This is a genomic window from Micromonospora sp. RP3T, from assembly GCF_003027925.1.
Lineage (GTDB): Bacteria > Actinomycetota > Actinomycetes > Mycobacteriales > Micromonosporaceae > Micromonospora.
On sequence record NZ_PYPS01000056.1, the window covers coordinates 20965 to 33032 of the forward strand.

The window sequence follows — 12068 nt, forward strand, 5'->3', positions numbered from 1 at the left end:
CCCTTCTTAACGTTTCCGGTAGAGAAGGGGCCCCTCCTCACACCTCGGTCAGGCGCGGCCCCGGCGGTGGCGCAGGGCGGCCAGCGCCTCGGCCAGCAGCGCCTCGCCCTCCTCGGGGGTACGCCGCTCCTGCACGTACGCCAGGTGGGTCTTGTACGGCTCGGCGCGGGTGCGGCCCGGCGGGTTGCCCGGCTCGGGGCCGGCGGGCTCGCCGCAGCGGGGGCAGTCCCACGACGCCGGGGTCTCCGCCTCGGCGGCGATCAGGAACTCGACCCGGTGCTCGTGGCGGCACCAGTAGACGACCGGCCGGCGCGGCGCCGGCTCGGCCCGCTGGTCGAAACGCTCGGGGGCGGACCCGATCCGGGTGCCGCGGATGACGTTGTTGCTGGGCACGTTGCGCGCTCCCTGTCGTCGAAGGGGCCGCCGCCGGAAGGGGTCGGCGGCGGGCGACGGGCGGCGGAACAGAACTGCGCGCGGTCCGTCACGGACCGCGCGCAGATTGTACGCGTAGACGCGCTCGCTCAGGTGCCGCTGGCCATCTGGAGGCGCAGCCACAGGCCGAGCCCGACGATGCACGCGAACCAGACGATCCCCACCAGAACGGTGTAGCGGTCGAGGTTCTTCTCGGCCACGGAGGAACCGGCCAGGCTGGAGCTGACGCCGCCGCCGAACATGCTCGACAAGCCGCCGCCCTTACCGCGGTGCAGGAGGATCAGCAGGGTGAGCAGCACGCTGGTGATGACCAGCAAGGTGATCATCGTGTAGGCGAACCAGATCGGCATGGCGGGGGTCAGTCCTCTCGTTGCGATCACTGCCCGGGCCTGTCGGGCACTGCGGCACCGACCGGTGGACGGGCAGCGTCAAGGATAGCGAGCGATCAGCGGGCCGTGTGCTCCGGGAACCGACAGATCCGCGCGAACTCCTCCGCGTCGAGGCTGGCGCCCCCGACCAGGGCCCCGTCCACGTCCGGCTGGGCCATGATCGCGGCGACGTTCGACGACTTGACCGACCCGCCGTAGAGGATCCGGACCTGCTGGGCGGTGGTCTCGTCGTAGGTCTCCACGAGCCGCTTGCGCACCTCGCCGCAGACCTCCTGCGCGTCCTCCGGCGTCGCCGTCTTGCCGGTGCCGATCGCCCAGACCGGCTCGTACGCGACGACGACCTGGGTGACCTGTTCGGCGGTGAGGCCCTTGAGCGCGCCGTCGAGCTGGTCGCAGCAGTGCGGCACCTGCCGGAGCTGCTCCCGCACCTCGAGGCCCTCACCGATGCAGAGGATCGGCGTGAGCCCGTTCGCCAGCGCCGCCGCCACCTTCGCGTTGACCAGCGCGTCGTCCTCGCCGTGGTACTGCCGCCGCTCGGAGTGGCCGACCACCACGTACCCGCAGCCCAGCTTCGACAGCATCGGCCCGGCGATGTCTCCGGTGTACGCCCCGGACGGGAACGGCGACAGGTCCTGCGCGCCGTAGCCGATCAGCAGCTTGTCGCCGTCCACCGCGGTCTGCACAGTGCGCAGGTCGGTGAAGGGCGGCAGCACCACGCACTCGACGTCGGTGAGCTGCTTCTCGGTCAGGCTCGCGGCCAGCTTCTGCACCAGCAGGTTCGCCTCGAGGTGGTTCAGGTTCATCTTCCAGTTGCCGGCCATCAGCGGCCGGCGGGTGGTGCTCGCCATTCAGTTCTCCAGAGCCGCGATGCCGGGGAGGGTCTTGCCCTCCAGGTATTCCAGGGAGGCGCCGCCACCGGTGGAGATGTGCCCGAACGAGGACTCGTCCAGACCCAGGGCGCGCACCGCCGCGGCGGAGTCACCGCCGCCCACCACGCTGAACGCGTCCGTCTTGGTGATCGCCTCGGCCACCCCGCGGGTGCCGTTGGCGAACGCCGCCATCTCGAACACGCCCATCGGGCCGTTCCAGAAGATCGTCTTCGCCTGGGACAGCGCGGCGGCGAAGCCGGCCACCGTCTCCGGGCCGATGTCCAGCCCCAGCCGGTGGCTGGGGATGCCGTCGGCCGGCACGGTGTCGTGCGCGGCGTCCGGGGCGAAGGCGTCCGCGGCCACCACGTCGACCGGGAGCATGATCTTGCCGGCGGAGCGCTCCAGGAGGTTCCGGCAGGTCTCGACCATCTCCTCCTCCAGCAGCGACGTGCCCACCTCGTGGCCCTGGGCCTTGAGGAACGTGAAGCACATCCCGCCGCCGATGAGCAGCCGGTCGACGGTGGGCAGCAGCGCCTCGATCACGGCCAGCTTGTCGGAGACCTTCGAGCCGCCCAGCACCACCACGTACGGCCGCTCGGGCGCGCCGGTCAGCTTGCTGAGCACCTCCACCTCGCGCAGCACGAGGCGGCCGGCCACGTGCGGCAGCCGGGCCGGCACGTCGTGCACGCTGGCGTGCTTGCGGTGCACCGCGCCGAACGCGTCGTCGACGTACGCGTCGCCGAGCGCCGCGAGCTGGTCGGCGAACGCGCCCCGCTCGGCCTCGTCCTTGCTGGTCTCGCCCTTGTTGAAGCGCAGGTTCTCCAGCAGCGCGACCTGACCGTCGGCCAGGCCGGCCACTGTCGACTGTGCCGAGTCACCGACGGTGTCCTCGGCGAAGTGCACCGGGGCGCCGAGCAGCTCACCGAGCCGCCCGGCGACCGGGCGGAGGCTGAACTGCGGGTCCGGCGCGCCCTTCGGACGGCCCAGGTGCGAACAGACGACCACCTTCGCGCCGGCCTGCACCAACGCGCTCAGCGTCGGCAGCACGGCCCGGATCCGCCCGTCGTCGGTGATGTCACCGGTCTGCTTGTCGAGCGGGACGTTCAGGTCGGCGCGCACCAGCACGCGCCGACCCGACACCCCCTCGGCGAGCAGGTCGTCGAGGTTACGAATCGTCACAGCGAGGAACCCACCAGCTTGACCAGGTCGACGAGGCGGTTGGAGTAGCCCCACTCGTTGTCGTACCAGCCGACGACCTTGACCTGGTTGCCGATCACCTTGGTCAGCGGCGCGTCGAAGATGCACGACGCCGGGTCGGTGACGATGTCGGCGGAGACGATCGGGTCCTCGTTGTAGACCAGGACGCCCTTGAGCGGGCCCTCCGCGGCGGCCTTGATCGCGGCGTTGACCTCGTCCACGGTGGTCTCCCGGCCGACCTCGACGGTCAGGTCGGTGGCCGAACCGGTCGGGATCGGCACCCGCAGCGCGTAACCGTCGAGCTTGCCCTTCAGCTCCGGCAGCACCAGGCCGATGGCCTTCGCGGCGCCGGTCGAGGTCGGCACGATGTTGAGCGCGGCGGCCCGGGCCCGGCGCAGGTCCTTGTGCGGCGCGTCCTGCAGGTTCTGGTCCTGCGTGTACGCGTGGATGGTGGTCATCAGACCCTTGGTGATGCCGAACGTGTCCTGGAGGACCTTCGCCATCGGGGCGAGGCAGTTGGTGGTGCAGGACGCGTTCGAGATGATGTTGTGCTTGGCCGGGTCGTACTGGTCCTGGTTGACGCCCATGACCACGGTGACGTCCTCGTTCTTCGCCGGCGCGGAGATGATGACCTTCTTGGCCCCGCCGTCGATGTGCGCCTTCGCCTTGGTGGCGTCGGTGAAGAACCCGGTGGACTCGATGACGACGTCGACGCCGACCTCGCTCCACGGCAGCTTGCCGGGGTCCTTCTCCTCGAACACCTTGATGGCCTTGCCGCCCACGGTGATCTCGTCGGCGCTGGCCTTCACCTCGTGCGGGAGGCGACCCAGGATGCTGTCGTACTTGACAAGGTGGGCGAGCGTCGCGTTGTCGGTCAGGTCGTTGACCGCGACGATTTCGATGTCGGCGCCGGACGCCAGCACTGCCCGGAAGAAGTTACGGCCGATCCGGCCGAAGCCGTTGATGCCAACCCGGATGGTCACAGGTTCCATCTCCTCGCGTTCTGGTCCGCCGGCGTCAGACCACAGCCGGCGGAGGTGTGTGCGCCGACCGTTGGAGCCGGCCGTTGACGATGTCATCTCGGCCACCCCGCCGCGGTCCTGGGGACCTGACCGCCCGAGGCGGTGAGTGCGGCGAGGAGTGCCTGTGCCGGCCCCCTTGCCGTACGCAGCGACCCTATCCGAGCGCGTGGCGGCGCGCTGCGGCGGGTGGTGATCCCGGTCGCGCGACGTCGCCCCCTCCGTCCTATCAGACCACGAGCATGTCCGGCGTGACTGCCGCTTCCGTATCCGGGATGCCGAGGTCACGGGCCCGCTTGTCGGCGAGCGCGAGCAGCCGGCGAATCCGGCCGGCGATGGCGTCCTTGGTCAACGGCGGCTCGGCGAGCGCGCCCAGCTCCTCCAGCGACGCCTGGCGGTGCTCCAGCCGCAGCCGGCCGGCCGAGGTCAGGTGGTTGGGCGCGTCGTCGGCGAGGATCTCCAGCGCCCGGGTCACCCGGGCGGCGGCGGCCACCGCGGCGCGCGCCGAGCGGCGCAGGTTCGCGTCGTCGAAGTTGGCCAGCCGGTTGGCGGTGGCGCGCACCTCCCGGCGGACCCGGCGCTCCTCCCAGGCCAGCACGCTGGAGTGCGCGCCGATGCGGGTGAGCAGCGCGGCGATCGCGTCGCCGTCCTTCACCACCACCCGGTCCACGCCGCGCACCTCGCGGTTCTTGGCGGTGATGCCGATCCGGCGGGCGGCGCCGACCAGCGCGAGCGCCGACTCCGGGCCGGGGCAGGTGATCTCCAACGCGCTGGAGCGGCCCGGCTCGGTCAGCGAGCCGTGCGCCATGAACGCGCCGCGCCAGGCGGAGACCGCGCAGCAGACGTTGGCGGCCACCACGTGCGGCGGCAGGCCCCGCACCGGGCGACCCCGCACGTCCAGCAGGCCGGTCTGCCGCGCGAGGGCCTCGCCGTCCTTGACCACCCGCACGATGAAGTGGCTGCCCTTGCGCAGGCCGCCCGAGGCGAGCACGTGGATCTCACTCGGGTAGCCGTAGACCTCGGCGATCTCCCGCCGCAGCCGGCGGGCCACCGCGCCGGTGTCCAGCTCCGCCTCCACCACCACGCGCCCCGACACGATGTGCAGGCCGCCGGCGAAGCGCAGCAGGGCGGCCATCTCCGCCCGCCGGCAGCAGGGCTTGGGCACGTCGACCCGACTCAGCTCGTCCTTGACCGCAGCCGTCATCGCCATTCCAGCGCCCCCTCACGGACCGTTCCGGCGTGTCGCCGGTGATTACGTACGTGTCTAACGATCGGCGCCCAGGAGCGGCACCAGTGCGGCGCCCAGGGCGGCCGGATCATGACGGGGCGTGCCGTCGACGACGGCGACGGGGGCGAGGACCAGCCGGGCACCAAGCGATTCTGCCGCACGTTCGACCGCCACGGGATCACCCACCGCCGTGGAGTCGGCGAGCACCATGTCCACCTTCAGCTCGGGCAGATAGCGCCGCAGGGTGTCCAGATGGTCGGGCAGGGAGAGCCCGGAGGTCTCCTTCTCGGCCACCAGGTTCAACGTCACCAGCCGCCGCGCCGGGCTGGACACGATCGCGTCGGCCAGGCCGGGCACCAGCAGGTGCGGCAGCACGCTGGTGTACCAGCTCCCCGGTCCGAAGATCAACCAGTCGGCGGCGCGTACCGCGGTCACCGCCTCGGCGCACGCGGCCGGCGCGGCCGGGGTCAGCCGCAGCGACTCCACCACGCCGGTCGTCACCGCGACCTGGTGCTGGCCGCGCACCGTGCGTACCTCGTCGGGGCGCGCCGGGTCGACGCCGCGGACCCGGGCCTCGATGCCCACCGGCTGGCGGGACATCGGCAGCACCCGGCCGACCGCGCCGAGCATCGCCCCGGCGTGGTCCAGCGCGGCCACCGGATCGCCGAGCAGCTCGGTCAGCCCGTGCAGCAGCAGGTTGCCGACCGCGTGGCCGGCGAGCGGGTCACCCACCGCCCGGGCCGGCGCGCCGAGCGTCGGCACGGGCGTGGCGGCGGCGAAGCGGTGCTGGAACAACGCCGCGCTGCGCCGGGTCGCGGGATGGTCACCGGAGAGCGCCACGAGCGCCTGCCGCAGGTCACCCGGGGGCAGGCCGCCGCGCTCGGCGCGCAGCCGGCCGCTGGAGCCGCCGTCGTCGCCGACCGTGACCACCGCGGTGATGTCCAGGTCCAGTCCGGGTACGCAGTGCCGCAGCGCCCGCAGCGACGCGGACAACCCGTGCCCGCCGCCGAACGCGACCACCCTGGTCGGGGTCATTCCCGCCCCAGGTCCCGGTGCTGCGCGTTGGCGGCGATGCCGGACGCGCGCAGCCGCACGGCCAGCTCCTCGGCGATCGCCACGCTGCGGTGCTTGCCGCCGGTGCAGCCGACGGCCACGGTCAGGTAGCGCTTGCCCTCCCGCTCGAAGCCGGCCGTGGTGGCGTTGACCAGGTCGGCGTAGCCGGCGACGAACGCGTCCGCGCCCTCCTGACCCAGCACGTACGCGCTGACCGCCTCCTCCCGGCCGGTGTGCTCACGCAGCTCCGGCACCCAGTACGGGTTGGGCAGGAACCGGGCGTCCATCACGAAGTCGGCGTCCGGCGGGAGGCCGTACTTGAAGCCGAACGAGAGCACGGTGATCCGCAGCCTGCGGGCGTCCTCGCCGCCGAACAGCTCCTCGACCCGACGACGGAGCTGGTTGACGTTCAGGTGGCTGGTGTCGATGATCACGTCGGCCTGGTCGCGGGCCTCCTCCAGCAGCGCCCGCTCCACCGCGATGCCGTCGGCCAGTCGCCCGTCGCCCTGCAACGGGTGCGAGCGGCGCACGCTCTCGAACCGGCGGATCAGCACCTCGTCGTCGGCGTCGACGAAGACCACCCGCGGGGAGAAGCCGCGCTCGCGCAGCTCCCGGATCGCGCCGACCAGGTCGGTGGAGAAGGCGCGCGAGCGCACGTCCAGCACCATCGCCGTACGCCGGGCCGCGCCGCCGGCCTTGAACGCCAGCTCGGCCATGTCCAGCAGCAGCGCCTGGGGCAGGTTGTCGACCACGTAGTAGCCGACGTTCTCCAGCGCCCGGGCCACCGTGCTGCGCCCGCCGCCGGAGAGGCCGGTCACCACCACGAGGGACGTCTCCGCCTCGGTCGGCGCCGGCCGCCCCACCGCTGTCTCCGTGCCGGTCGGCACCAGGCCCTCCGCCGTCCGCGCCTCGCTCACCCGATGTACCCCCAAGCCGTGGCGCCACGGCCGGTCGGCCGCGCATGGTCAGTCGACGACTCTAACGGCTGCGACCCCGACCGGGATTCCACGGGGTGACCCCCGGAACACCTGCTCGTCCGTCTCCCCCGCGCTCCGTCTCCCCGCGCTCCGTCTTCCGCTGTTTCCCGGAAACAGTGGCCATAGCTGGCGGAATAGCCACTGTTTCCGGGAAACAGCGAGGCGGGTGGACCGGGTCGGGCGGTCAGTGGCGACGGATGAGCGCCTTGACCCGTTGACGGCCGAGCGCTGCGAGGTAGTCCCACGGCTCGTCGAGACAGGAGTCGACCTCGGCCGCCGCGATGATCTCGGCGAGCCGGGACGCCAGGTCGTCGGGATCCGGCTGCACCTGCTCGCAGAGGCGGACGTGGGCCGCCCGTAGCGCATCGCCGATCTCGGCCGGCTCCTCCTCGTACGTCTCCCAGGCGTCGTACAGGTAGCCGGAGAGGCCGTCCCAGGCGCGGGCGGCCCGCTCGACCAGCAGCAGCGCCTCCTCCGTCGGTGGCCGCTGGGCGAGCACCTCGATCTCCTCCACGATCGCCCGGCCGGCCTTCTCCACGTCGTGCAGATCCCATTGGCCGCCGGTCGCCCCACCGGCCAGGTCGTCGATCGTGCGACGGACCTGGGCCAACTCGACGGCGGTGAGCGCCTCCAGTTGGCCGGCCTGCGCCCGCAGCCCGCTCTCCAGGACCCGGTCCGCGGCCGCCCACTCGGCAACCAGCAACGCCAGTCTCCGCACCGGGATGCTCTGCGCGAGTGCGGCCAGTTCAGCGACCCGGGGATCGACGGCCACGGCAGACGGCGGGGTGGCCGCCGAGGACCAGGACAGCCCGCCGTCCAGGGCGAGGAGGGTCAGGGCGACCGCGTGGGCGCACAGCCTAGCGCCGGGCGAACACTCGCACTCGGCGGTGAAGCCGTCCGCCGTCACGCCGACCCAGACCTCGATCGGCGGCTTCCCGACCTCCCGGATCACGCCGGACGCTCCCCCGCCGACCGGCACGAACTCTGCCGGCTGACCGACAGCTCGCCACTCGTCGGCCGTGGCACAGGCATCCGAACCGGCCACGTCCCGCAGGGCATCGATGTCGATTTTCGCCGCCATCCGGCCATCTAAGCGGACAGGGGTGATGCCGCCGGCATCGGGGCGGCGAGCCGAGCCGCGATCGATCAGCCACGCCGCAGGCCGACGACGAACGACGACCAGGCTCCCCGGTCGAAGACCAGCACCGGGCCGTCCGGGTCCTTGGAGTCCCGCACCACCGACACGTTGGAGAGGTCTGCCACCTCGACACAGTTCGAATCGTTCGCACCGCTCCGGCTGCTCCTACGCCACACAGCCTGTGCCAGATCCGAGCGGTCCATCGGTTGCGCTCCAACGGTTGGAGTCAGTCCGGCACCTCGGCGGCAACCCGGGCGAGGAGGTCCGCAGACCGGTCAGGGTCGAGCGCCTTGGCCCGAAGGTGGTCGAACATGAGTCTATAGCGCGCCACCTGTCGGCTCTCCTCCAGCAACAGCGTGCTGGTGTCGTTGCTGAGGTAGACGACCGCCGGGTCGAGCACCGGATCGTCGTAACTCAGGAGGGTGAAGGCTCCGCCCATCGCCGCGTGCGCTCCGGCGGTGAACGGCAGGACCTGGATCTCCACCGTTGGCATCTCACACGCCTCGACCAGGCGCGCGAGCTGAGCCCGCATCACCGATGGGCCGCCGACCATCCGCCGGAGCACCGCCTCGTCCAACACGACCCACAACGAGGGCGGCAGGTCCCGGAACAGCAGAGACTTGCGAGCAAGCCTCGCCGCCACCACCCGGTCGGTCTCGTCATGGTCGGCGGTGCTGCGGCCGGCCCGGACGATGGCGCGGACGTACTCCTCGGTCTGCAACAGGCCGGGCACGTACAGGCTCTCGAACGCGCTGATCGACGTGGCCTCCGCCTCGAAGCCGACGTAGTCGTCCGGCAGCACGTCGCCGTAGGCGCTCCACCAGCCCTTCTGCCGGGACTGGCGAAGCAGTGCGGTCAGCGACTCCCGCTCGGACTCGGACGCCTCGTAGAGGTCGAGCAGCGGTGGCATGTCCTTCGGCATCACCCGGGAATGCCCCTGCTCCAGGCGGATGACCTTGGTGCGGTGCCAGCCGAGGATCTTGGCCACCTCCTCGGCGGTGCGCCCGGCACGATCCCGCAGGCGCCGCAACTCGCGTCGCAGACGACGGGCTCTGATCGTCGGGCTCGGCACCTGCGCCATCCCCACCTCTTTCACTCGGAGTAGTCGATTCTTCCCCCACCGCAGTCAAGAATGCAAGAGAAGTGCGACGTTGTGTTTTTTGGTCGCATGGTTCACGCTTTTAGCAACCGCACGCCTACGGAGAGGCAGAACTCGGTGACTGACGATCGATCGCTGCGCCGGGAACGACCCGAGCCCCACTTTCACCAGGAGTTGGCCGCCGTGCTCGACGGGGCCGACGTGTCCGAGCGGGTCCGCGCCGCCATCGCCCACGCGCTGTCGACGGCCGATCCGCTCTCCCCGTACCTCAATGGGCTGCTCGCCCGGTCAGCCGGGCGCGAGCGGCGGTCGGGCCGCAACCAGGCACCCGCCGGCGCCTACCGGATGCCGCGTCGTTGGACGCTGCACCTGACCTACCTGGCGGCCGACCCGCAGGAAGCCCGCGACCAGGCCGTCGTCTACACCGAAGGGCTGACCACCCTGCGGCCGGAGGTGCCCGCGACCGGCGCGCTGCTGTCCCGGGCCGACGCCTGGAACCACATCGAGCCGGTCTTCTGCGGCCGGGTCGGCCCCGACGACGAGGTCTGCGCGGACGTCACCGGACACCCCGGTTTCCACCGTGCGGCCGGCCTCGACGGGCTCCGGTGGGGCGACGGGGACACCGAAGGCGGGCGGTGACGGCCCCGCCGCGCCCTCCGGTGGTGCCGGGCCGTGTCGGGGGGCGCTCGTAGACTGCCCGGATGGTCTCCCCCACCGAGCAACGGGTCGAGGGCGCGCTGGACGTGTTGCGCCGGGTCTTCGGTTACGACGCGTTCCGCGGTGTCCAACAGGACATCATCGAGCACGTGGTGGCCGGCGGTGACGCGCTGGTGCTCATGCCCACCGGGGGCGGCAAGTCGCTCTGCTACCAGATCCCCGCGCTGGTCCGCGACGGCGTGGCGGTGGTCGTCTCGCCGCTGATCGCGCTGATGCAGGACCAGGTCGACGCGCTCACCGCGGTCGGCGTGCGGGCCGGGTTCCTCAACTCGACCCAGGACGCGGCACAACGCCGCCGGGTCGAGGCGGCCTACCTCGCCGGCGAGCTGGACCTGCTCTACCTCGCCCCGGAAGGGCTGGCCGTGCGCGCCACGCTCGGCCTGCTGGAACGCGGCAGGATCGCGCTGTTCGCGATCGACGAGGCGCACTGCGTCTCCCAGTGGGGGCACGACTTCCGCCCCGACTACCTCAACCTGTCGATGCTGCACGAACGCTGGCCGCAGGTGCCGCGCATCGCGCTGACCGCCACCGCGACGCGGGCCACCCGCACCGAGATCGCCACCCGGCTCCAGCTCACCGACGCCCGGCACTTCGTGGCCAGCTTCGACCGGCCCAACATTCAATACCGCATCGTGCCGAAGCGGGAACCGCGCCGGCAGTTGCTCAGCCTGCTGCGCGACGAGCACCCGGGCGACGCCGGCATCGTCTACTGCCTGTCCCGCGCCTCGGTGGAGAAGACCGCCGAGTTCCTGGTCGCCAACGGCGTCCCGGCGCTGCCCTACCACGCCGGCCTGGACGCGGCGACCCGCGCCGCCAACCAGCAGCGCTTCCTGCGCGAGGACGGGCTGGTCATGGTGGCCACCATCGCGTTCGGCATGGGCATCGACAAGCCCGACGTACGCTTCGTCGCCCACCTCGACCTGCCCAAGTCGGTGGAGGGCTACTACCAGGAGACCGGTCGCGCCGGCCGCGACGGGCTGCCGTCCACGGCCTGGCTGGCGTACGGGCTCCAGGACGTGGTGCAGCAGCGCAAGATGATCGAGACGTCGGAGGGCGACCTGGCGCACCGGCGCAACCTGGCCGCCCACCTCGACGCGATGCTGGCGCTCTGCGAGACGGTCCGCTGCCGCCGGGCCCAACTGCTCGACTACTTCGGTGAGGCCGGGGCGTCGAACTGCGGCAACTGCGACACCTGCCTGGACCCGCCGGAGTCCTGGGACGGCACGGTCGCCGCGCAGAAGCTGCTCTCCACCGTCTACCGGCTCGACCGGGAGCGCAACCAGCGGTTCGGCGCCGGGCACAGCATCGACATCCTGCTCGGCAAGCACACCGACAAGATCGACCAGCACGGGCACGACGCGCTGAGCACGTTCGGCATCGGCACCGAGCTGCGCGACACCGAGTGGCGCGGCGTGGTCCGGCAACTGCTCGCCGAGGGTCTGCTCGCGGTCGAGGGCGACTACGGCACGCTGGCGTTGACCGAGGCCAGCGCCGACGTGCTCGGCCGGCGGCGTACGGTCACCCTGCGCAAGGAGCCGGAACGACAGCTGTCCGGCCGGGCCGCGAAGCCACGGGGCGCGGCGACCGTCGTCGCCGACCTCTCCCCCGCCGCCGCGCCGGTCTTCGAGCGGCTCCGCGCGTGGCGGGCCGCCACCGCGAAGGAGCAGGGCGTCCCCGCGTACGTGATCTTCCACGATGCCACGCTGCGTCAGATCGCCGCCGAGCCGCCGAGTTCACTGGCCGAACTGTCCCGGTTCAACGGGGTGGGCGAGAACAAGCTCACCAAGTACGGCGAGGCCATTCTCGCCGTACTCGCCGAGGGGTGACGAAAGGGCCCGACCCCTCCTGTGGGGTCGGGCCCTTGTCGGTGTGTCGGGTCAGCTGGTGCTGTAGCCGCGGGTGGCGATCCAGTCGGCGAGGTTGTCGACGGTGATGCGGTAGGAGGCGGTG

General features: G+C 71.9%; 13 protein-coding genes. 2 read left to right on the forward strand and 11 right to left on the reverse strand.

All coding sequences use genetic code 11. The features are described 5' to 3' along the window. Positions 1-48: 48 nt before the first annotated feature. The 11 genes from C8054_RS29840 to C8054_RS29890 all read right to left on the reverse strand — a co-directional run bounded on the left by C8054_RS29840 (position 49) and on the right by C8054_RS29890 (position 9383). A complete protein-coding gene (locus tag C8054_RS29840; RefSeq protein WP_107162496.1) occupies positions 49-393 on the reverse strand; it encodes an RNA polymerase-binding protein RbpA in 345 nt (114 codons plus the stop codon). 128 nt (positions 394-521) lie between these two features. Beyond that, positions 522-782, reverse strand: a complete 261-nt coding sequence (gene secG / locus C8054_RS29845; protein ID WP_091420428.1) for a preprotein translocase subunit SecG — start codon at positions 780-782, stop codon at positions 522-524. A 95-nt stretch (positions 783-877) separates the two neighbouring features. Then, positions 878-1669, reverse strand: a complete 792-nt coding sequence (gene tpiA, locus C8054_RS29850) for a triose-phosphate isomerase (protein WP_107162497.1) — start codon at positions 1667-1669, stop codon at positions 878-880. After that, the gene (gene pgk, locus C8054_RS29855) at positions 1670-2869 is read right to left on the reverse strand and encodes a phosphoglycerate kinase (RefSeq protein ID WP_107162498.1); all 1200 of its coding nucleotides are present in this window, start codon (positions 2867-2869) and stop codon (positions 1670-1672) included. Further along, complete coding sequence (gene gap, locus C8054_RS29860) at positions 2866-3870, reverse strand: type I glyceraldehyde-3-phosphate dehydrogenase (RefSeq protein ID WP_107162499.1); 1005 nt, start codon at positions 3868-3870, stop codon at positions 2866-2868. The genes pgk and gap overlap by 4 nt, the downstream gene beginning before the upstream one ends. 265 nt (positions 3871-4135) lie before the next feature. Then, positions 4136-5116 carry a DNA-binding protein WhiA gene (gene whiA, locus C8054_RS29865; RefSeq protein ID WP_018788213.1) on the reverse strand — a complete coding sequence of 327 codons (981 nt, stop codon included), beginning with the start codon at positions 5114-5116 and terminating at the stop codon, positions 4136-4138. A gap of 54 nt (positions 5117-5170) precedes the next feature. After that, positions 5171-6169: a uridine diphosphate-N-acetylglucosamine-binding protein YvcK gene (gene yvcK / locus C8054_RS29870; RefSeq protein WP_107162500.1), complete on the reverse strand. Its 999-nt coding sequence runs from the start codon at positions 6167-6169 to the stop codon at positions 5171-5173. Beyond that, a complete protein-coding gene (gene rapZ, locus C8054_RS29875; protein WP_107162507.1) occupies positions 6166-7074 on the reverse strand; it encodes an RNase adapter RapZ in 909 nt (302 codons plus the stop codon). Before rapZ ends, yvcK begins: the two co-directional genes overlap by 4 nt. A 274-nt stretch (positions 7075-7348) precedes the next feature. Continuing rightward, positions 7349-8245 carry a hypothetical protein gene (locus C8054_RS29880; protein ID WP_146180008.1) on the reverse strand — a complete coding sequence of 299 codons (897 nt, stop codon included), beginning with the start codon at positions 8243-8245 and terminating at the stop codon, positions 7349-7351. 65 nt (positions 8246-8310) lie between these two features. Then, positions 8311-8505: a DUF397 domain-containing protein gene (locus C8054_RS29885; protein ID WP_107162502.1), complete on the reverse strand. Its 195-nt coding sequence runs from the start codon at positions 8503-8505 to the stop codon at positions 8311-8313. A 23-nt stretch (positions 8506-8528) separates the two neighbouring features. Beyond that, complete coding sequence (locus C8054_RS29890; RefSeq protein WP_107162508.1) at positions 8529-9383, reverse strand: helix-turn-helix transcriptional regulator; 855 nt, start codon at positions 9381-9383, stop codon at positions 8529-8531. Positions 9384-9518: 135 nt separating this feature from the next. Between C8054_RS29890 and C8054_RS29895 the strand changes: the two genes are divergently transcribed. Further along, positions 9519-10040 carry a hypothetical protein gene (locus tag C8054_RS29895; protein ID WP_107162503.1) on the forward strand — a complete coding sequence of 174 codons (522 nt, stop codon included), beginning with the start codon at positions 9519-9521 and terminating at the stop codon, positions 10038-10040. Between the two features lie 62 nt (positions 10041-10102). Then, positions 10103-11944 carry a DNA helicase RecQ gene (gene recQ / locus C8054_RS29900; protein ID WP_107162504.1) on the forward strand — a complete coding sequence of 614 codons (1842 nt, stop codon included), beginning with the start codon at positions 10103-10105 and terminating at the stop codon, positions 11942-11944. Positions 11945-12068 lie beyond the last annotated feature (124 nt).